We start from the raw sequence: 22,093 nt of genomic DNA on the forward strand, positions 1-22,093 counted from the left end.
TTGTCACTTATAAGGTTCCCAATTCAAAAGCTTGTCATAAATTAATAGTTTTAGAAAGCGAATCATAAATGAAAGCTTATTTGTTGCGTAAAACCAGTATGTTAAAATCAATATAGAGAGACAACTATCAAGCACAGCTTGCACAACATCTACCTTACTGATGCTAATGTGCGTCTTTACCGAGCACCTATGTTAGATAGAGCATAAGTGAGCGCATCGTGACTCAAGTTGTTCATGGCAATAGCTTGTAGCTTTGTAACGCGTTGCGCAATTTCGTCAATACACGCTAAAAAAGCCTCCTTAACTTTCATATCATCCCCTTCTATTTTTGACGGATCTTGCAAGCCCCAATGCACCCTCACACTCTGGTTAAAATACACTGGACAGGTTTCACCTGCTGCAGCGTCACACACGGTGATCACCACATCAGGCTTAAAACCTTCAAAATCATCCCAAGATTGGCTACACAAGCCGTCTGTGGAATATCCCGTTTGTTTCAGGTACGTAAGCGATAGCGGGTGCACAATACCTGCAGGCTGACTGCCTGCGCTTCTGGCTTCAATCACATCACCCGCAATTTCGTTGGTGATTGCCTCAGATAAGATGCTTCTGCATCTGTTGTGAGTGCAAATGTATAGGATCTTCAAAGATAACTCCCTTTTACATGACGCGAATTTGAGCATAATAGGTGGCGATACACACCAACGCAAAACAATACAGTAAATTAGATGGCATTCGCTTTTTTTTGTCGAAGTCATGATGAAGCGGAAGTACCGATGCTGTTTGATTTAGAGCCTCAATCTTCACATGATTATTCCCTAATGATTAAGAGATTGGCACATCTCTCGCCTTTACCATACACTTGCTGCTGACTCTTTTGGCACGATGGATTCACCAACGGTGGGAAACCTTACAAAGAAATTAATCACAAAATCGGGCGCTTGTGTTTTGATTGTTTGCGTGTGTTTGATATTTGCTTTGTTAGCACTTTTAGATCCAATCGGCGAACTGACATACTCGTTGGACGCATTTGCACTTACTCAGTCCGCTTTGAATAAACAAGAATATTGGCGGCTTTTTACTGCCCATTTCGTGCATAGTAACGTTGCGCATCTTGGACTCAATATTGCCGGTTGCATCCTCACTTGGGCGTTATTTTACGAATACTTATCTACAAAACGATTAGCCTTACTACTGCCTGTTTGCACCTTAGGATTGTCGTTAATATTGCTCATGGTAGCGCCGACGATTTGGTATGTTGGCTTATCGGGCACGCTTCATGGGGTGTTTGCCTTTGCGCTATGTTTCGACATAAAGACCAAAAGAATGACCACCTACCTACTTGTATTGATTGGAGTAGCAAAGCTGATTTATGAGCAGTTGGGTGGCTCTACTGAAGATACGGCAAATTTAATTGGCGTTGCGGTAGCGGTAGATGGTCATTTGTATGGCGCCGTGTTAGGTGTCTTAAGCGCTGCGATTGTCATGTTATTGGAAAAAAGAACATAGCCTCAGTACTTTTTTACCATCTGTTACTTACACCTAAATCCACAACGTCTTCATCTACGGCTCTAAACACATTATTTCTAAGGCGATTATGTTTTGTGCTTCGATTAAAAAATACACCCGTGTCTGAGGCACTAAAGCGATTACCACTGATGAAGCTTCCCTCAACGTCGACCAGCAAACTTGTGCTTGTGCCAGCTGCAATACTTGTTGGAAAACCATTGATTCGATTTCCGACTATTTGATTTTTCAAGCTACCCCTATGGCTAGTTGCCAAACATGCCCCGCCCTGTTTGCCTAAGCCGATGCCAATTTTTTGTCCGTTTCTCAGCGTGTTATCGTCCACTTCATTATAGGATGACGCGTCAAATTGGATTGCCGGGAAGTTTCCAGATTCTAAAATCTTATTCCCAAGTATTTGGTTAAAATGCGCCTCGCGTAGCATAATCGCCGAAGCGCGGTTTTTCCAAATATAGTTGTCCGATATCAAATTCTTCTCAGCGTTGGCACCGCACAAGTTTACTGCGTGTAAGCCTACCTGGAAAAACTCATTGTTTAAAATGCGATTATTGTTCGCGCTCGCACCGGTCAAGTTTACTGATATTGATACCGCGTTCCCGCGAACATTAATAAACTTATTCTTTTCAATAAATCCATGGTTGCTATTTGTCGTAATAATCGAGGCTCCCGATTCCACAAAGTTAATATTACTGATGCGTAACTTATGTGAATCACTCGCATTAACCGCCATTGAAAAACCAATTAAGTTGCCATTTTTTATGGTTAAACCATCGTATCCTCGAATACGTATACCCCGGGTTGTTTCGCTTCCCCGGATCGTATATCCATTTAGGTCAATGGTGACATTGTCGCTAAATACGCCGAATACAAAAGACGATGAGGTGCAATCTAAGTCTCCCGTGAGCGTTATATCACTGTAAATACTTAAGTTACATGCATTGGCTGAAGCAGAAGCACTCGCAAGGCTTAAAAGCATGATAGTGATGATGTTGCGAAATTTGCTGAGTATCATTTGCATAATCCTGTTTTTGGTATCGCCTAGCTAGATGTTCAGGAAACGGATAAGCGATGTATTGGCATAGAAACCCTACCCTTTTCGACAAGGGAAGCAACACATTGCATAGTCAGCAGATGCAAACCTTATAAAAACATTATGTTTTCAAGATAAAATTATTGTTTTTTGAGATGAAGTACCGTGTTCCAAACCTCGGAATCTACGGGAATGCCGTTTTTAAGACTATCTTTTTTACATGCAAAACTTTGCTCGCCCGGATAGCGTGGCCGCTTTCCTTCTTCAATTTCAGTCGCGCTTTGCGTGAAACTGATGATTTCATTCAGCAATTGCGTATGCAGGTCAGAATTAGCCACTTGGCTTTGATCTATGCAGATAAACACTTGGGACACGCCAGTTTCTTCAGGTGCTTGCCCCAAACGGTAAGTGGATTGACCGGCACAGAGCAGTGTTGCCAACATATCTAACACCATCGCCAATGCAGAACCCTTCCAATAGCCAATCGGTAAACTTTGTTGAGTTTCGAGTATATCTTGTGGATGTTTGCTAAGCGCCCCCGTTTTGTCCCAGCCACCTTCGACCGGCAGCTGCTCATTGTTTTGCGCATAGCTTTCCATTTTTCCAAACGAAAACTGCGACATTGCCATATCAAGCAATATTGGCGAATCTCCATTTGGTATCGATATTACAAAAGGATTATTCCCAATGCGAAGTTCTTTACCACCCCAAGCTGGCATATTAGGTTTAGTGTTGGTAAACATAATGGCAATGCAGCCTTGTTGCGCTGCTCGCCATGCGTAATAACCGCCGCGCATCCAGTGGTTGGTATTTCGTAGTGCGACCATACCCATTGCGTGCTGTTTTGCCAACACTATCGCGCGGTTGGTGGCTGCTAAGGCATTCAATATCCCTGCCCCTTGCTTACCATCCCAGCGCTCAATACCGCCAAAAGCCTCTACACAGCTTGCTTTCGATTTAATATCAACCAAGTCCTTGTCCAAAAACTCAATAAACAAGGGCACTCGATTGATCCCATGAGACTGCACTCCGCAACACGAGTTTTCGGTGAATACCTCGCTAAGCTTCGCAGCTTCGCTTTGCTGGTAACCTCGATCAACAAATAGTTTGGTAAGGGTGTCGAGCATGTCAGTGGGAGATATACGTAGTGTTGTCAATTACTTAAGCCTTCTAATAAATTAACCTCAACTCGGGATAAGCGACAGCGCCAAGTAGCAAAAAACCTCGCTAACACATAGCTGTGATAGCGAGGTCTGATATACAAAACAGTGCTATTTTTAAAGGTTCGTCTCAAATAACTTATATATCCTGCGATACTCATCTAACCACGAGCTAGGTTGCACAAAACCATGTGGTTCAACGGGATAAATTGCTGTCTCAAAATCCTCTTTTTCCAGCTCGATTAAGCGCTGCACAAGTCTAACTACATCGACAAAGAAAACGTTGTCATCAACCATGGGTGCATTCATCAGCAAAGGTTTTGTTAAGCCTTCAGCAAAATAAATAGGCGAGCTTCTTTCGTATGCGAGTGGGTCTACATCAGGCGTATTTAATATATTTGATGTGTAAGGCGTATTGTAGTGCGCCCAATCCGATACCGGGCGCAGTGCAGCACCTGCCTGAAATAAATCGGGCTCGTTGAATAGCGCCATAAAGGTTAGAAAGCCGCCGTATGAACCGCCATAGGTTCCAATGCGCTGGCGATCCACATTTGCGTTTTCAACCAACCAATCGACCCCGTCTACTAAATCTTGCACTTCTGGCGTGCCCATTTGACGGTAAATCGCGGTGCGCCACTCACGCCCATAGCCAGCTGACGCACGAAAATCCATATCCAGCACTACGTAGCCTTGTTCAACTAAAAAGTTGTGGAACATAAACTCGCGAAAATACCCAGACCAGCCCAAATGTGCGTTTTGCAAATATCCTGCACCGTGATTAAAGACGACTGCTCTTCGCTTCTCACTCGTATTTTCGGAAGGTTGATACACACGCGAGTAAATGGGTTGTTCAGTATGGCTTGAGGGCACTGCAACAATGCTAGGCGCCTGCCAATCGTATGACAAGAATGCCTCACTGACAGTATTAGTTAAACGCTGGGCATTACCAGCAGCCGTTCGCTGCTCCGTTAATTCAAGCGTATAAAGCTCAGGCGGCATGGTCAGCTTGCTGTGAGTGAGTAAGAGACTGTCTTCGTTGGGTGATAGCATGAAGTCGGTCATGCCGTTTAAATCTGTCAATACAAGTGTTTCGCCGGTATTTAAATCGCTACGATACACTTCGTAAATGCCCGGATGCTCTTTGTTGGCTTTGTAAAATGCATATTTATCATCATGAGATATTCGTACATCATCAACGGTAAACACGCCGTCGGTAATTTGGTTCAGTTCGCCATCAATCGGCTTTATGTAAAGCTGCGAATAGCCAGACTGTTCAGACAATAGATACAACGTAAGCGAGTCTTCAAGCCAACCAAACTGATTAAACCGGTAATTTACCCACGCGTCATCATGCATGCGATGCTGTGTGCTGAAGCTCTTATCTTCGGTTACATCCATGCTCACGATCCAGCGATCTTTATTATCCCAAGCTTCTAGCATTAACGCTAAATGCTCGCCATCATCATGCCAGCGTATTGGGCGTTCCGTAGCATACCAATCAAACAGCAAGCCTATGTTTCGGGGCAAGCGGTTCGCCTCATAGGTTTCACCGTGCGCCTCAGCATTCTCACGTTTTTCCAACTCAAGGACATCTTCGTTATACCCAGGTAAACTCACATAGCTAAGCTTGCGTTGACTGCCTGTTTCGACATTAACTAAATAAATATCATGAGTAACAGGTTTAGCGTCGGCAACCCTTTGGCGCACATTTTTTGCTGCTATACGTCCGTCTTCTTCAATATAATCGGGCATAATATCGGTATCGCTGCGCGTTGGCGTATTTTCTCGCGTTACAATAACGGCATGCTTACCATTTGGAGAGAGGCTTGCTAGCACATTAGTGTGCTTCTTTGGTAAATAAAACTCAGCAGACATCACCGTACTATTTTGCTGCTTGATAGCATCTCTTAAGTCTTGTCGGTCTTGTCGATTTTTACGCTGTACTTGCTCATACTGAATCAGCTTAATTTGCTCTTGCGCGATGTAGTCTTTTGGCGGTTTAACGACTTGCGGCTTTTCGGCAAACTTCCAACTTAGCAACTGTTGATATGCACCATCCTCTACGTTCACTGAATAAAAACCATTCCCTACCTGAAATGACACGCCAAGCGCTGAGGCATTAGGTGTTTCTTCGGTGGCGCTTGGCGCAAAGTATTGTAAATTAGTCGCTCTTGCTGAGTCTCGTGTGAGCTGCATCACCTCATTTGTACCGCGTTTTTGAGCAAACACGTCTCCTTGATAAATCCATGCAACAAAATCTTGATCATGGTCGTTTATTATCTCGCTATATGACACTTCGTGTACTTTGCTCAGGGCAACCTTTTCGCCATTACCTTGTCCTACATTTGTCGTAAAAAAGTCACGAACAATGCTGCCTTGCTGTTTGCGCTGATAAACTATCTGAGTGCCTAACGGGCTAAAGGTCGGTGATTCGGGCTGATTACCCAACCAATCCGGATCCGACATGATAAGTTCTAGGCTCAATGCTTGACCCGTTGCTACTGAGGAGCTTGGCGCACTGGATTTTGTGGGCGAAATAGTTTGTGTGTTGAAAGACTTTGCAACGCCATCTGAATTTACTCGAGCCGCATTGGTTGTTGAATTTTCAGTTGCGCTGCACGCGCCTAACGATAGGCAAACAAGCGCAAGCGCGCTTAATTTTGAAATATGCGCGAATGATGAGCTTGTTGAGCAACTTAAAGATGTGAGTATTGGTGTTTTCATTGTTCTTATAACTCTGCCGGTTAAATGAGAGACTCAGAGAAGTGAATCTCGCTCGTAATATCCATGCTAACTTGGTTTTCAACCGCTATATTAGAGGGTGCAAATGACAATTGAAAGACTCAAAATGCCTATCGGCATATATGCTGCCCAAGGCTGTAATTTTGGTCACGCGACCAGTTAGACGAATAAGTACGTGAGTGTTGAAATTTAGGTTTTGATCTAAATGTTAAGCCCCATATTAAAAGTATGGCGTATTGAAATATAAATAACCCGAATCCTGTTTAAGAAACGGCGCTCAGTACCGCTAGAATTGCGAATTACTGCGTTGCAAAAGCCAGCAATGGAATAACTATTACGTGACTTTTGCGCCTTGTCCTTCACAATTCTAGCAGCACTGAGTGTAAAAATTGATTTGAGGATGTAAAACAAGCGCTTGCACCATTACTTAAACAGGATTCATCAGGTTAAATAAAATCAACGTGGCGTTTAGGAGCATGCGTAACATGCAGTCGCTTTTTATCAGAGCCACACTAATTAATCGTTAAAATGAGGGAATTACCATGAAAAAGCTGTTTGCAATAGCATCTCTACTAGCCATCACCAGCACTGCGTCAGCTAACACTTGCCCAGATACATTGAAGCATATGAAGCGTAAACTTAACTCACAGGAAGTGGTAAACCTTTGTGATGAGTACGCCGGCAAGGCGGTTTTATTCGTTAATACTGCGAGTAAGTGTGGCTTTACTCCCCAGTTCGAAGGCCTAGAGGCACTCTATTCAAATTATAAAGATGATGGGCTAGTTGTACTTGGCTTTCCGTCAAATGATTTTGCACAGGAATACTCCGACGAAAGCAAAACCGCTGAAGTATGCGAATTAACGTATGGGGTAAATTTCCCTATGTTTGAGCCAATTTCGGTACGGGGCGAGAATGCCGATCCTCTATATGCAAAGCTAGCAGAAGAAACAGGTAAATCGCCTAAGTGGAATTTCAATAAATACCTAATGGACAAAAATGGCAAGGTGGTTGCGCATTATGGCTCGCGCACTAAGCCAGACGATGAGGACTTTTTAAGTGATGTAAATGCTGCATTGTCAGTCGAAGGATCATCTGACTAAACGCACTTACGCCCTTTTCTTAACCTTCTTGATGTTGATTTAAGTGGCAAGTACCACGCCTTCACTTAAAATCGAGCAAAGCGATAGTGTTATTCGAAACCATTCATAATTGATGGGCGTAAATTACGCATATCGTTTTGCCCGAGGGTGTATACTACATCTGCTGCTTCACTACGCGGTTTGTTTTCAACGAGTCTCGCCAGCAAAGCCCTTTAATCAAATATTGAATCAATCTAACTTGGTGTCTATGCTTGTGTAACGCTGTCCGACTCTCTGGTAATTGATGAAAGCCTTCCACAAAATATCCAACTATTTGACTCTATTGACGCTATGTACATGTGCCGCGCTATCTGCACATCAGGCAAGCGCTGAAAACATCGCGCTCGTTGGCGGGCGTTTAATTGATGGCTTTGGCGGTCAGCCAACCGCAAACAGTGTCATACTAGTCAAAGACGGCATTATTGAGCGCGTTGGCACGACCGACACAATTGAGATTGCGTCGAGTTACAAGCAAGTATCCACAGAAGGCATGGATGTATTGCCGGGACTTTGGGAAAACCATGCCCATTTAATGATTACTGGGCATGCCAATTATAGTCACTGGCATCCAACATATAAGTCGAGACTCGAAGACGAAATTATGCCCGCAAGCGCCATCCAACTCTTATTAGCAGGTGTCACAAGCGCTAGGGATTTAGGCGGGCCACTTGCCCCTTCCTTAAGCATTCGTAAGCGAATTAATGAAGGCGAATTGCCGGGCCCTACTTTGTACGTCACAGGACCATTTATACAAGCTGAACCCTACCCCGGGACAGAAGACTATCGCTGGGGCGTCGGCAGCGTTCGTGAAGCGCGAAGCAAGGTCAATGAATTAGCAGATGCAGGCGTTGACCTGATTAAGTTTGTGGATCAAGACAAGGTTGAAAAAGATGTGGCACGTGCAGTTGTCGAGACCGCGCATACACGTGGTCTTAAAGTGATTGGTCATAGCCATAGACCCGACGAAATTCGTGTGGGCATTGAAATCGGCATTGATAACTTTGAGCATACTGGCTTAACTACCGCACCTGAATACCCTGAAGATGTGATGACACTTTTAAAAGAGCGCACTGCTACGGGCCGCGTGGCTGGCGGACCACTTTATTGGACACCCACGGTAGAGGGGCTATATCAGTATGAAATAACCCGCGCCAACCCCGAAAAGCTTGATGATCCGTGCTGGAAACGAGGCCTCAAAGCAGACACGATTGCCGACATCAAGGCGTCTATACAAAAGCCCGGCCAATTGGCTTATATGCAATTAACGCCCCTGCGCAAGCCGACATTAAAACGAAAAATAGAACAGTTGCGCGAAGCCGGTGTGGTGTTTTTAATGGGGACAGACAGTGGCATACCCATGAAGTTTCACTGCCAAAGCACCTGGAATGAGCTCGCAATTCAAGTCAGCGAAATGCAAATGCGACCAATGGATGCAATCCGCGCAGCCACCTATTGGCCTGCCGTTTTTATGGGTGTGAGTGACAAGGTAGGGACGATTAGCGAAGGCAAACATGCTGACATTATTGCCGTCAGAGGCGACGTTCTCAGATATATAAACCTATTGGCAGATGTAAACTTGGTAATGAAAGACGGTAAGGTATACAAACAAGATGGCAAGGTGATTGAAACTATGCTTCCAAGCGAGCTTAGGCTGCAATAAGCCAATACCAGAGAAGAAAACACTATGCGTATTCAAGCAATCGATTCTCTGCGTGGATTAGCCATTTTAGGCATCTTGACGATGAATATAGGCTTTCACGTTAACATACTCACTGGCTACGTCAGCTTAGATCCACCGCTTGTTTCAGATAAAGTGATTCTAATCATACAGGCGATATTTGCTGATGGACGATTTCGCAGTTTATTTTGTATTATTTTTGGAGTGGGTCTTGCCATACTGTACGAGCGAGGACAACAAAAACAGATAGATCCTATTATCTATTTAAAATCGCGTCTTTTCTGGTTATTCATCATCGGTTTGATTCATGCTGCGTTTATCTTTGGGGGCGACATATTGATGCTCTATGCGCTGGCGGGCTATATTGTAATCAAGCATTTACCAAAAGACCCAGAGGAGATATTAAGACTTGGTAAACGCAGGTTTATAGCTGGCAGCGTAATGTGCGTCATCCTTGGCATCTTAGCCATTTTATTCACCCCACCTGAAGATATAATTACACGCTCATCTGAAGCGTTTGCTAGTAAGTACGCCTTTCTCAATGCTAATTATCTTTATTATATCGGCGCCAATGCGGGTATCGCTCTTGTACTACTGATATTCTCCTTTCTCTCCATTATCTGGCAAGTGTTTGGATTGATGCTGATTGGCATGTATTTATACCATAGCAATTTTTTTGTGAATGGATTTAGCCGTAGTGCACTTTATAAGACAGCCTTTTTGGCTGTTGTAACCACGAGTCTGAGTCTCACACCCTATGCATTACAGGAAAACGTAGACGCAACGGTAACACCATTGCTGGCAAGTGTTCCTGCTATATTTGTGAGTTTGATATATGCACATGTTTTTATCAGACTTAGCAAAGATAATGGCTGGCTAATGAGAACATTAAACAACTGCGGAAAGGTAGCCTTGAGCTTGTACATTTTTCAATCTGTATCAATGGCGGTATTGTTTAAAATCGTACTCGCATCAACTTATCCTGATTACATAGCGTCAATTTCATTGTTGCATTTGATGGGGATTACGGCAATGTTAACCGTCGTGCAGATGTTGCTAGCCAATTGGCTTGTGAGTCATTACGAACAAGGGCCTTTGGAGTACATCTGGCGAAAGGTTTACACTAAAAGATACGAAAGCAAAACAGCAAAGATATCGGAACAGATATAAAAAAGCCCCGCTTTCGCGGGGCTATCAACACACTCAACTAGGAACACACTAATGATTAATAATCAATTATCAATCAGTAGTAGTTATTAGTGTTTTTATGCAGCATTTAGTTCACTTAATTTTTCAGAAAATTTACCCCATGCCTGATCAGCTGAATCGCCTCCCATTGCAAGTCCTTCAATATAGTAAAAATTTACATCTGTCATACCTAAAAAAGCGAGGAAATTTTTTACGTAAGCGCTTGAAGTATCGAGCGCTGTGCCATGATATTTGCCGCCGCGAGCCGCAATCACACTCACCTTTTTTCCGGTAATTAAGCCTTTGGGACCATTTTCGGTGTAAGCAAAGGTGATACCGGCTCGCGCGATACGGTCAAAAAATGCTTTAAGTGTGGATGGAATGCCAAAATTATACATAGGCACACCAATCACAATTTCATCTGCATTGCTCAGGGCTTTAATGAAATCATCCGAAAAGGCAGCCAGCTTTGATTGCTGTGCAGTTCTATCGATTTCTTTCACGCTCCAAGCTTCCATTTCTTGTGAACTTAAGTGCGGTAAGTCTATTGCATTTAAATCAATCTCAGTAACATCAATGTGCTGATGCGTTTTCAGCGCCTCTAAATACTTTGCTGTAGCTTTATTGCTATTGCCTGCATCACCATTTAAAGAACTGTTTACGACTAAAACTTTAGTAATTGGGTGGGTATTTGTCATCAGAAAATCTCATCTTTTTAATTAATGATGACATTCTATCTATCAAATATAACGACGTATATTGCAATAAATACGCTGAATCTTTCTATTTAATCGAAAACTATGAATCTTGAGATTCGGCAATGTTTAACGCTTGCGTGATGTCCCCTAAAAGATCCTCTATGTCTTCGATGCCAACACTAATCCTGATGAGCATATCATCTATTCCCATAGCCGCTCTTTGCTGAGGTCCGTTTTCATGAAATATGGTAGTAGCCGCCGGAAGTATCAACGTGCGCGTATCCCCTAAATGCGTTGAGCAGATTATCAAGCTCATAGCATTAATAAATGCGCGCATATCAATCCTGTCCATGAGTTCAATACTCAGTATTCCGCCATATTGTTCTGAAAATTGTTCGCGAGCTCTTTCATGGTGAGGGTGATTGCTAAGACCAGGGTAATGAACGCGTTTAATTGCATTCTGCGCTTCACAAAACTGAGCCAATGCAAGCGCATTACTGCACGTTTTGTGCATACGCATATTGAGCGTTTCAAGCCCAACTGAAAGCTGATGACAAGACTGTGGGGCCAAAGTACCGCCCATGTCTCTAAGCCCACGCTTGCGAATTTGCGTGAGTCCCCATTGTGCTGTATTGCTTACTTTGTAGATGTCAGAAATATTGTCAAAACAACACCAATCAAAATTACCTAAATCTACTAGCACCCCGCCCAAGACATTGCCATGTCCGCCTATGTATTTCGTTAGTGAAGACACGACAATCGAGGCTCCGAACGATTTTGCGTCCAACATGCTAGCTGGGGTCATAGTGTTGTCAATGACAAATAATGCCTCGTTTTGAGCACACACTTCACTTATACCGCTTAAATCTGCCACCTGCGTTACGGGATTAGCAATAGACTCACAAAACACCATTTTAGTGTTGTCTTGCATGGCGTTTTGTACATTATTTGCTTGTGTGACATCCACAAAGCTTACATCAATGTCAAAGTTACCTAGTGTTTGCATAAAGCTGCGCGTATTACCGAACAAAAACTGACTGACTACAATATGATCTCCCGCTTTTAAGAGCGAAAACATCATTGCACTGATGGCTGCCATGCCGGTAGAAAACACCACTGCGCCTGCACCACCTTCTAAATCGCTGAGCATGTTTTGTAGGGCTACCGCTGAACCCGATGAACTGCGGGAATAAACATGCCCGGCTTGCTTGCCTTGAAACACCGCTTCAAGTTCTGAAACGTCATCAAATTCAAACAACACTGAATTGTTGCTTGGCTCATGAACTGCGCCATTTTGCGGTTTGTTTAGGCGCCTATCTCCATGCACTAACTGGGTGGTTTTTACTCGGTTGCTCACTGCGAGGAAGTCTCTTTGGCTTACTGCGATAAAATTCAGTTGATGTTATCGAAAGTACTCACTATTGTATAGCGCGCAGAATGGCAAATAAGCATTCGTGTGCCAAGACTAGGGCGTGTTGACCTTTGCTGTATGATTTTGCAGCAGTTTGTGCGCTATTTAGACAAAGAAACGCAATTGAAGTGTAGTCATCTACATAAAATTGCGATGATGCAGTATAAATGGTGCACAAGCGCTCACTGCTGTGGGAGCCACAAAGGGTACGCTCTGTGTGTCCACCGCTCTTTGTTACATGCTCTTGATGCAGATATACTGCACCTGCGAGCATGTGCCGCGATCGATGAACACACAGAGCGTACAAAATTCATACAGCAAAGATCAACACGCCCTAGAGAGATTGAACTATATAAATGTGTATTTTGTTTATTGCCGTTGAGCAACATCCTGATTACCCCCTAATTGTTGCTGCCAATCGAGATGAATTTCATCAACGCCCTACCCAAGCTTCTGCTTTTTGGCCTGAGTACCCTGATGTATTAGCTGGAAAAGACTTACAAGCTGGGGGAAGTTGGATGGGAGTATCGGCTACTGGAAAACTAGCGGCATTAACGAATATACGCGCACCAGGGAAAGAAATTTCAGAGGCAAGAAGCCGCGGCGAATTAGTGATGAACTTTTTGACCGACAATGTTGGCGCGAAAGAATATTTAGGACGACTCTCTTCAAGCGCCGCTGAATTCAACGGCTACAACCTATTGTTTGGCAACTTAGACTCCCTTCAGGTTTACAACAACTTCGATGACTCAGTCTATAGTTTGAAAAAAGGGGTCTACGGCTTATCCAATGCGAGCTTAAATAGTCCGTGGCCCAAGCTCGATTTAGGTCGAAGTGAGTTAGTGAAGTATTGTCAACAAAGTACAATATTGAATATTGAGCACTTGTTCGATTTGCTCGGCAACAGCACAAAGGCAAGTGACGAAGTACTGCCCCAGACCGGTGTACCCATTGAGTGGGAGCGAAAGCTGTCATCTATTTTTATCGAATCACCAGACTACGGTACACGCTCGTGCACCGTTTTACTGATGGATAAGCATCGACAGGTATTTTGGCAAGAAAGAAGCTTTAATCCTACTGCCAAGCTTGTGGACCAACAAACCTATATGTTTTCTTTGCGTCACTGAGTTTCATTTTCAAACTATCACTATTAGACAAAAATTGACTCGAATTCTTAAGTTAATCATGCATAATGATGCTGTTATCTTCCCCTAACTTAAAGGAATCCAGTCCGTGTTTGAAGCTCTACCCGCCCTATCTCCTGACCCTATTCTCGGTTTATCAGCCGCTTTTAAAGAAGACAGCAATCCACATAAGATTGATTTGGGCGTGGGCGTATACAAAGATGAGCATGGTAATACGCCTATTCTTAAAGCGGTGAGTTTAGCCCAGCAAGAGTTAGACAAGCGTGAAACATCCAAGGTATACATTACCCCACAGGGCCATCAGGGTTATATTGACGGTATGTTGTCACTCATCTTAGGCGCTCAATCACCTGTCTTAAAAGACAATCGGGTTGCTGGGGTGCAAGCACCTGGTGGCTGTGGTGCACTTAGAATACTTGCTGAACTTTTGATGCGCTGCAACAAGGATACGGTCGTATGGGTGAGTGACCCAACTTGGGCGAACCATATTCCACTTTTAGGCGACGCCGGATTAACCTTAAAAACATATCCATATTTTGATAAAGCCAGCGCAAGCATCAAGTTCGAGGCAATGATGGATTGCTTGAAAGAGGTCAAAAAAGGTGATGTGGTCTTACTTCACGGATGCTGTCACAACCCAACAGGAGCCGATTTAACCAACAAGCAATGGCAAAGCTTAACAGAGCTTGCAGTCAAAAATGGCTTCCTGCCCTTCGTTGACCTTGCATATCAGGGCTTTGGTGAAAGTCTCGAAGAGGATGTATATGGTCTGCGCTTGCTTGCCGAAAGCGTTGATGAAATGGTGATTGCAGCCTCATGCAGCAAGAACTTCGGTTTGTATCGGGAGCGCGTAGGGCTTGCAGCCATAATAGGAAAGGATGCAAATACAAAAAAAATCACGCAATCTCAAATTCAGTCTGTGGCTCGGGGAATTTACTCAATGCCACCGAGCTACGGTGGAGCACTCGTTGATATTATTCTAGCCAATGAGAAGCTTAGCGAGGTTTGGAAAGATGAAGTCACCGAAATGCGTGAGCGCATGATCACGCTGCGAAAGCTCCTAGTCGATAACTTGCATAAACAAGGCGTCGATAAAGATTTTGATTTTGTAAATAGACAAAAAGGGATGTTTTCGTTTTTGTGTATTTCTCCAGAGCACGTCAGAACGCTTCGAAGTGAGCACAGCGTTTATTTTGTTGATTCAAGCCGCGTCAATATAGCAGGCATTAATCATTCAAACGTAGAAGTATTGGCGAAAGCCATTGCCGACACATTAAAAAGTCACTGAGCGTTGCTAGGAAGCTTTGCACGTGTCAATAGCGTGAAGTGGCGCAGGCATTCAATTGTGGTGTAACAAAAGTTAATCCGTCCTTGGCGCATACATCATGCGCTCAAGGATGTAGTTTTGAGTCTTCACGCGCTGTTCTTCGCTATCTGGCAAAATCAAATATCTGTGTGTACCCGCATCATCATAGCGCCAGGCGCTGGTGCCAAGCTCATTTGCCGATACCAACCCAGGTTCACTTAAGCGCCAGTGTTCGCCTACCCCGCCAACAACCGCGTACATAACTGCGGTTTGGTCAAAAGTTGCATTGTCGAGCACTTCGCCGGTGAAGTTTTCTTTCATCCAAGGAGCAAATTCACTAAAATGTAAGTATCCAACGTAAAGCGGCGTGTTTTTAGGGTGTTGGTTAATTTCGCTTCCAGTTGTTAGAGCCTTACCTACCTCAAAACCACTAAAAATAATCGGAAGTTTAATATTTTCTAGCACATACTTAGTCACGCCGGGCATGCTCCCGCTGAAATTCCATTCAGTCGTTTCATCAGTACCTCCGTCTGGAAGTCGCCCGCCCATGATCACAAATTTTTCGACCTTTTGATGTACTAAATCGTAGCCATTGAGTTCAGAATATTGATCAGGCTCAGACATGAGTAAATTTTGGATATTCGCCAGCGGCCCAACCGTGACAATCACCACAGAATTGTCATCTGATTGGCTTAAGATTTCGCGATATAGTGATACCGCAGCGCGCGCCTGCGATGCGGATTTCAGGGAATGTTCAAATTGATTTGCAATGGGCTCGCTATAACTCCATTGGGTATACCACTGCTCGGCTTGCCTTACACCAATCCTTAAATCCGGTCTTCCATAGAAATGATTTACAGCGTCAATAGCTTGTATGGCATGACGCTCGTTTGCCCAGCTCATCACGGATAATAAATCTACTGCACCTTCGTCAGCGTATGAGTGAAGCATAGCAAGCGCGCCTAGGTCGTCGGCGTCGCCGCCAAAATCGGTGTCAAAAATGAGTTTTACGGGCTGATGCGATGCTTTTGACATGCTTTGCACAGAAGCGCTATGCGTGCTTTGTGTATTATCAAGCTTATCCTTAGTTTGAGGGCCGGAGCATCCCAGCAATACCCAACTTATACTCCATATAGCAAGCAGGCTTTGTGCCCGCTTGCCGCAGCAACTCTTAAAGTATGTCATAGTGATACCCATCGATGAACTTATAGAACAACTATGGGTAACTACACGCCAAGCACCTTTAATTGTCAATGCTGATATTGGCAAACATGCTTTAAGGAATTTGTGTAAGATGCCGTGCTTAGGCCAGCATGCCGCCATCCACTATAACACTCGCGCCCGTTGTATAGCTTGATGCGTCTGACACAAGATAAAGCACTGTGCCTGCCATTTCATCTGGGTCAGCGACACGCCCGAGTGGAATTTGCTTAAGCGCAGTTTGCAAAATGTTATCGTTCGTTGTTAAAGCGGATGCAAACTTAGTGTCGGTCAAGCCTGGCAGGAGCGCATTAACGCGAATATTGTGCTTCCCGCATTCTTTTGCAAAGGACTGAGTCATACTAATCACAGCTGCTTTGGTAATGCTATAAATACCTTGCATATCTCCCGGCCTAATACCATTTACCGAGGCCGTATTTAGGATTACGCCGCCGTTTTGTTCCCGCATCATTTTACCTGCCTCAATAGACATAAAAAAGTAACCGCGAACATTCACGTCAACTGTCTTGCTGTAAGCCGCTAAATCTGTATCGAGAATATGTCCAAAGTATGGATTCGCCGCAGCGTTATTTACCAAAATATCAACGCGTCCAAACTCAGACTTTACGTGCTCGAACAAAGCCGTAATTTGTGCCATTTCCCCTACGTGACACGCAAAAGCACTGGCCCTCCCGCCGTCATCGCGAATACTCTGTGCTACCGCCTCGCATGCATCAATTTTGCGGCTAGACACCAATACATGTGCGCCATATTGTGCCAATAATCTCGCAATCGATTCTCCAATGCCGCGACTTGCTCCGGTCACGATTGCCACTTTACCGCTTAAATCAAATAAATTTTTCATAACTGTTTTACCTATAGTGTATTCAGCGCGGGGCAACTTTACGCTAGCATGCCGCCATCTAAAGTAAGTGCATGACCATTCATGAAGCTGCTTTCATCACTGCAAAGCCACGCCACCGCACCAGATATCTCTTCCACTTTGCCGAGGCGGCGAAGCGGGCTTGCCTTTACAATGGCTTTTTGACCACGTTCGTCTAGCTGTGAAAGTGTATTTTGTACCATCGGAGTATCAATAAAACTTGGGCATACCGCATTAAATCGAATATTTGCTTTGGCGTATTCAATAGCAGCCGACTTAGTTAAGCCCATTACACCATGTTTGGCTGCACTGTAAGCTGAAATCATAGGTGAAGAACGCAAACCCGCTACAGAAGCAACATTTATCACGTGCCCTGGCTTGCCCGCCACACCCTCTTTAAGCATACATGCCAAGGCTGCTCGCATGCAGTGCCAAACACCCTTAAGATTAACGGCAATATTTCGGTCAAAATCGTCATCGCTGAGTTCATGCATAGGTTTAGGCTTATGGTCGATACCAGCATTATTTATCACCACATCAAGCCCACCGAATTGCTGCATTGCAAACGCAAACAAAGCGTTTACAGAATCCTTATCAGCCACGTCAACCTTATGAAACACCATATCTTTCTGGTGCTCTGACGCCTCTTTAGCGATGGCTTGACCTGCCTCGCTAGCTAGATCTGCAATAATTACCCGCGCCCCTCGATTTGCCAAGACTTTTGCGCTGGCGGCGCCGATACCTGATGCGCCACCTGTAATCAGAATGCGCTTACCACTTACATTCGCCGCGGGAAAGTCATTGCCATACTGAGATAATGCGGTTATAGAAGAAGATTCGGTCATGATAATTACTCCCCTACTTTTAAGATAAGTTTGCCAAAATTCTGGCCTTTAAAGAGCATCATCAGCGTATCAGGAAAGGTCTCAATTCCCTCAACAATATGCTCTTTTGCTTTCATCTGCCCAGATTTAATCCAGCCGCCGATTTCCTGCATTGCGACTGGATACTCTTTAGCGTTATCAAATACAACAATACCTTCCATTCGCGCACGATTTACCAGCAAAGAAAGATAGTTAGATGGTCCTTTGACGGGCCTTGTATTGTTGTATTGACTTATTGCTCCGCAAATAACAATGCGCGCTTTAAAGTTAATACGCGTGAGCACATCGTCCAAGATATCGCCACCAACGTTATCAAAAAACACGTCGACACCTTTTGGACAGGTTTGTTTTAATGCTTTGCGGACATTCTCATTTTTATAATCAATCGCGGCATCAAAACCCAGCTCATCAATCAAGAACTGGCACTTTTCTTTACCACCTGCAATGCCCACCACCGTGCAACCTTTAATTTTTGCTATTTGCCCAACTAAGCCTCCCACGGCTCCAGCTGCGCCCGAAATAACAACCGTTTCACCACTTTTGGGTTCACCCGATTTTAATAAACCAAAATAGCCAGTCATGCCTGGCATACCCAGCACACCTAAGTAGTACGACAGTGGCGCCAACTTAGGGTCGACTTTATGCATCCCCTTTCCATCGCTCAGCGCATATTGCTGCACGCCGTTATGCCCAACAACAAAATCACCCACTGCAAATGCATCATGCTTGCTTTGGATAACTTGCCCCACAGTGCCCGCGCGCATGACATCCCCAATTTGAACCGGTTCGATGTAAGATTTAGCGTCGTTTAACCAGCCGCGCATAGCAGGATCCAGAGACACATATTGGACTTTCACCAGAATTTGACCGTCCGCAGGACTGGGGATTTCAGCTTCAACATAATCCCACGTATCAGCGCTTGGTTCACCGATTGGCCGCGCTTTTAGTTTCCATTGCTTATTTAATTGTGTCATCGAAGTATTCTCCTAAAACCAGTCTGGATGCATATTTGCACAAACATCATTATTGTTGTGTAGTAGTTCTAAATCTCGCTTTATTGTGGGTAACTCCCAGTCGAGAAAGTATTGAGCTGCGGCGATTTTGCCTTTGTAAAAAGCGTGAGCACTGTCTCCTTCTGTTGCGTTATTCACGCCCATTGACACTAATTTTTGCTCTGCAACTGCTGCCTGTCGCACCCAAATCCAACTCACCACGATACTCGCGAAAGCATTCATCATAGCTTGCGCGTTAGCGCTTAAACTCGCATGCTCGCCACTTTGCAATGCGGCTCCTACGTGTTGAAGAAGCTTGTGAAGTTTGCCTAAGTATTGCCCGAGCTTCTGAGCTAGCTTGGCAGATTGGGGGGTCTTGATGTTCTGTAAATCGCGCTCAATTTCCTGCTGCAAGATTTTTAGGCCAAGACCGTTTTTCTGCCAAAGCTTTCTAAAGGTCAAATCCAGCGCCTGAATGCCATTAGTTCCCTCGTGGATAGGATTTAAGCGATTGTCACGCCAAAACTGCTCTGACAAATACTCTCGGGTATAGCCAGAGCCGCCCAAGACCTGAATGCCCAAGTCATTCGCTTTGGGTCCGTATTCTGAGGGCCACGCCTTTAATACTGGGGTCAATAAATCTAACATTTCTTGGAGGCCTTCTTTTTCTTGCTCATCCTCACAAGTGTTGATTCGGTCAATTAGGTTGGAGCCAAATAGGCAAAGAGACATACCGCCTTCCGTGTAGGCTTTTTGTGCAAGCAGCATTCGCTTTACATCACCATGCAAAATGATGGGAGCGGCAGGATCATCTGGCTTTGTATGCGGGGCAACGCGCCCTTGAGTTCGGTCTTTAGCGAAATCCAGTGAGTATTGGAATCCTCTATACCCAATCATAGCAGCGCCAAAGCCAACGCCAATGCGTGCCTCATTCATCATCATAAACATGTAGCGCAAACCGAAGTGTTCTTCGCCTACCAAATACCCATGACAGTCATCATTTTCACCAAAACTCAAGGCGGTGGATGTAGTGCCTCTGTAACCCAATTTATGTAACAAACCAGCAAGCTGAACATCATTGCGTTCACTTGGTTCACCGTTTTCATCCAATCGAAATTTGGGCACGATGAATAGTGAAATACCTTTCACGCCAGCAGGACCGCCAGGGATCTTAGCCAGCACTAAATGAACAATATTGTCGGAAAGCTCATGCTCGCCTCCTGAGATGTATATCTTCGAACCTTTTACCCGATAGCTGCCATCATTTTGCTTTACTGCAGTGGTCGTAATGTCTGCTAAGGAACTGCCAGCATGCGGTTCAGTTAGCGCCATTGTTCCAGTAAAGTCTCCAGTCAACATTTTTGGCATGAACTGCGCTTTTAAGTCTGTACTTGCAAAATGACTAATGACGTTGATTGCGGCAGCGGTTAAAAAAGGGTATGCGGTGGTCGACGGATTCGCCGCCATGAAATAGCCTGACACAGCAGTCATGACTGTTTCAGGAAGCTGCATACCGCCATCTTCAAAAGCATAACGTCCCGCTATGAACCCGGCTTCACGAAAAGCATCAAAAGCCGTCTTGACGTCGGGGATCATGCTGACCGTTTTGCCATCAAATTGGGGCTCTTTTTGGTCGGCTATATGATTATGTGGAAGAAATAACTTCGCTGACATTTTGTGGGCGGTATCAAGCACTGCATCAAAGGTGTCCCGATTGTGGTCAGCGAAACGTTCGTGTTCACATAGTGCTTCAGTATTAAGTACATCGTAGAGCTGAAAAGGAAGCTCCATATCGTGGATAAGCGTATCGGCGGCCATGTGTTACCTCGTCTATGTTGTTATTTACTTATAATAAGGACTATAGTCTTGTTTAGTGAGTGTCATTTATGCCATATTAATGGTTAAAAGCGACATGTATAAAATTTATGAATAATCTGTTAACAGCTAAACACAGAGTGCGAGAAGCACATGCCCTATTTTAAACAATACAAGGTCACTATCTTGGGCTTTGACGGTGCGCTAGCGTCAGCAATTACAGGCGCCCTCGACATTTTTTCTTTTGCTGGAGTATCTTGGCAACGCTTTAATCAGCAGGATGTTCAACCTCGATTTTGTGTGAGTATCGCAAGCTTGAACAAGCGGGATATTATTTGCACGAACCGCTTAAAACTAAACGCCCATGAGGCAATTGAAGATATCAAGGCCACCAACATTTTGCTTGTCCCAACCATAGGGGGATCAGTAAAGCGTGTGCTTCAGGACAATCAGGCACTGCTGCCACATCTTATTCGCTTGCATAACAGTGGTTGCGACATCGCGAGCAATTGTTCCGGCGCATTTTTACTTGCAGACGCCGGTTTGCTTGATAACAAAGTGGCAACCACTCATTGGGGATACGAATCGCTATTTAAACGCATGTTTGAGCATGTGGAATTAGATATTGAACAAATGGTGACGCATTCTGAAAATGTGTATTGTGCTGGCGGCGGCATTGCCTTTCACAACTTGTGCTTAATGTTAATTGAGCGTTACTGCACGCGAGAAGTCGCCAATCAGGTCGCAAAGGCACATGTGATGGATGTGCACAGAAATTCACAAAGTGCATATGCAAATTTGAGATTGCTTAAGCAACATCAACAAGCCCACTTAATGAAAGTTCAGGACTACATAGAAGATAACTTTAATCAAAACTTGGTAGTGGAAGAGTTGGCCAGCATGGTGAATGTAACCAGTCGGACACTTAATCGGCAATTTCAGCAACATGTAAAAATGAAGCCCATCCAATACATCCAGAATGTGCGCATTGAGCAGGCTAAACGACTATTGGAAAGCGGTGAGCGACACACACAAACGGTCGCTTCAAAAGTGGGATACGAAGACGCCGCCTCGTTCGCAAAACTGTTTAAAAAGCACACTGGTTTTACGCCGAGTCAGTACCGTATAAAGTTTCATAGAGATTTTGACTTCTAGCTGCGCAACGTGGCTTTTTAACGAACTTTATACGCACGTTTAACGATATTTAAACAATTGTTCTGCTATTATTTTAATGCACTAACTGTATGCTTCACTAATCTTATAAATAAAAAGACAAGACAACCAAATTCGGAACA

At 44.3% G+C, this 22,093-nt stretch carries 18 protein-coding genes; 7 read left to right on the forward strand and 11 right to left on the reverse strand.

Going from position 1 to position 22,093, the window contains the following annotated elements:
- Window positions 1–176: 176 nt before the first annotated feature.
- Window positions 177–647 carry an arsenate reductase ArsC gene (locus PN836_RS03565; RefSeq protein WP_395343587.1) on the reverse strand — a complete coding sequence of 157 codons (471 nt, stop codon included), beginning with the start codon at window positions 645–647 and terminating at the stop codon, window positions 177–179.
- A 253-nt stretch (window positions 648–900) separates the two neighbouring features.
- On the opposite strand from PN836_RS03565, the gene rrtA reads away from it, so the two are divergent.
- Window positions 901–1,509, forward strand: a complete 609-nt coding sequence (rrtA, locus tag PN836_RS03570) for a rhombosortase (protein ID WP_395343589.1) — start codon at window positions 901–903, stop codon at window positions 1,507–1,509.
- Between the two features lie 13 nt (window positions 1,510–1,522).
- On the opposite strand, the gene PN836_RS03575 is transcribed toward rrtA, so the two are convergent.
- The 3 genes from PN836_RS03575 to PN836_RS03585 all read right to left on the reverse strand — a co-directional run bounded on the left by PN836_RS03575 (window position 1,523) and on the right by PN836_RS03585 (window position 6,441).
- The gene (locus tag PN836_RS03575) at window positions 1,523–2,539 is read right to left on the reverse strand and encodes a NosD domain-containing protein (RefSeq protein ID WP_395343592.1); all 1,017 of its coding nucleotides are present in this window, start codon (window positions 2,537–2,539) and stop codon (window positions 1,523–1,525) included.
- A gap of 158 nt (window positions 2,540–2,697) precedes the next feature.
- Window positions 2,698–3,714: a 3-dehydro-L-gulonate 2-dehydrogenase gene (gene yiaK / locus PN836_RS03580; RefSeq protein ID WP_395343595.1), complete on the reverse strand. Its 1,017-nt coding sequence runs from the start codon at window positions 3,712–3,714 to the stop codon at window positions 2,698–2,700.
- A 120-nt stretch (window positions 3,715–3,834) separates the two neighbouring features.
- Entirely contained in the window at window positions 3,835–6,441 is a 2,607-nt protein-coding gene (locus PN836_RS03585) for a S9 family peptidase (protein WP_395343597.1), read from the reverse strand.
- Between the two features lie 560 nt (window positions 6,442–7,001).
- Between PN836_RS03585 and PN836_RS03590 the strand changes: the two genes are divergently transcribed.
- The 3 genes from PN836_RS03590 (at window position 7,002) to PN836_RS03600 (ending at window position 10,446) form a co-directional block, all read left to right on the forward strand.
- Window positions 7,002–7,559, forward strand: coding sequence for a glutathione peroxidase (locus PN836_RS03590; protein WP_395343599.1), 558 nt, complete (start codon window positions 7,002–7,004; stop codon window positions 7,557–7,559).
- A gap of 283 nt (window positions 7,560–7,842) precedes the next feature.
- On the forward strand, window positions 7,843–9,258 hold the full coding sequence (locus tag PN836_RS03595) for an amidohydrolase family protein (RefSeq protein WP_395343602.1): 1,416 nt from the start codon (window positions 7,843–7,845) through the stop codon (window positions 9,256–9,258).
- Window positions 9,259–9,282: 24 nt separating this feature from the next.
- A complete protein-coding gene (locus PN836_RS03600) occupies window positions 9,283–10,446 on the forward strand; it encodes a DUF418 domain-containing protein (RefSeq protein WP_395343605.1) in 1,164 nt (387 codons plus the stop codon).
- A 95-nt stretch (window positions 10,447–10,541) separates the two neighbouring features.
- On the opposite strand, the gene PN836_RS03605 is transcribed toward PN836_RS03600, so the two are convergent.
- Together PN836_RS03605 and PN836_RS03610 are read right to left on the reverse strand one after the other, a co-directional pair.
- Window positions 10,542–11,162 carry an FMN-dependent NADH-azoreductase gene (locus PN836_RS03605; protein WP_395343608.1) on the reverse strand — a complete coding sequence of 207 codons (621 nt, stop codon included), beginning with the start codon at window positions 11,160–11,162 and terminating at the stop codon, window positions 10,542–10,544.
- Window positions 11,163–11,262: 100 nt separating this feature from the next.
- A complete protein-coding gene (locus PN836_RS03610) occupies window positions 11,263–12,519 on the reverse strand; it encodes a cystathionine gamma-synthase family protein (RefSeq protein WP_395343609.1) in 1,257 nt (418 codons plus the stop codon).
- A gap of 410 nt (window positions 12,520–12,929) precedes the next feature.
- Here PN836_RS03610 and PN836_RS03615 point away from each other — a divergent pair, with 410 nt between their 5' ends.
- Complete coding sequence (locus tag PN836_RS03615; protein WP_395343611.1) at window positions 12,930–13,700, forward strand: NRDE family protein; 771 nt, start codon at window positions 12,930–12,932, stop codon at window positions 13,698–13,700.
- Between the two features lie 106 nt (window positions 13,701–13,806).
- Entirely contained in the window at window positions 13,807–15,006 is a 1,200-nt protein-coding gene (locus PN836_RS03620) for an aromatic amino acid transaminase (RefSeq protein ID WP_395343612.1), read from the forward strand.
- Window positions 15,007–15,078: 72 nt separating this feature from the next.
- Here PN836_RS03620 and PN836_RS03625 read toward each other — a convergent pair whose 3' ends face one another.
- From PN836_RS03625 to PN836_RS03645, 5 genes are all read right to left on the reverse strand, one after another.
- Window positions 15,079–16,209: a nucleoside hydrolase gene (locus PN836_RS03625; RefSeq protein WP_395343615.1), complete on the reverse strand. Its 1,131-nt coding sequence runs from the start codon at window positions 16,207–16,209 to the stop codon at window positions 15,079–15,081.
- A gap of 118 nt (window positions 16,210–16,327) precedes the next feature.
- Window positions 16,328–17,089, reverse strand: coding sequence for an SDR family oxidoreductase (locus tag PN836_RS03630; RefSeq protein ID WP_395343616.1), 762 nt, complete (start codon window positions 17,087–17,089; stop codon window positions 16,328–16,330).
- 38 nt (window positions 17,090–17,127) lie between these two features.
- Entirely contained in the window at window positions 17,128–17,952 is an 825-nt protein-coding gene (locus tag PN836_RS03635) for an SDR family NAD(P)-dependent oxidoreductase (protein WP_395343618.1), read from the reverse strand.
- Window positions 17,953–17,957: 5 nt separating this feature from the next.
- Entirely contained in the window at window positions 17,958–18,965 is a 1,008-nt protein-coding gene (locus PN836_RS03640; protein WP_395343620.1) for an NADP-dependent oxidoreductase, read from the reverse strand.
- Window positions 18,966–18,977: 12 nt separating this feature from the next.
- Window positions 18,978–20,801: an acyl-CoA dehydrogenase gene (locus PN836_RS03645; protein ID WP_395343622.1), complete on the reverse strand. Its 1,824-nt coding sequence runs from the start codon at window positions 20,799–20,801 to the stop codon at window positions 18,978–18,980.
- A gap of 150 nt (window positions 20,802–20,951) precedes the next feature.
- Here PN836_RS03645 and PN836_RS03650 point away from each other — a divergent pair, with 150 nt between their 5' ends.
- Entirely contained in the window at window positions 20,952–21,953 is a 1,002-nt protein-coding gene (locus PN836_RS03650; protein ID WP_395343624.1) for a GlxA family transcriptional regulator, read from the forward strand.
- Window positions 21,954–22,093 lie beyond the last annotated feature (140 nt).

The sequence above is a fragment of the Ningiella algicola genome, from assembly GCF_028401415.2.
Taxonomy (GTDB): domain Bacteria; phylum Pseudomonadota; class Gammaproteobacteria; order Enterobacterales; family Alteromonadaceae; genus Glaciecola.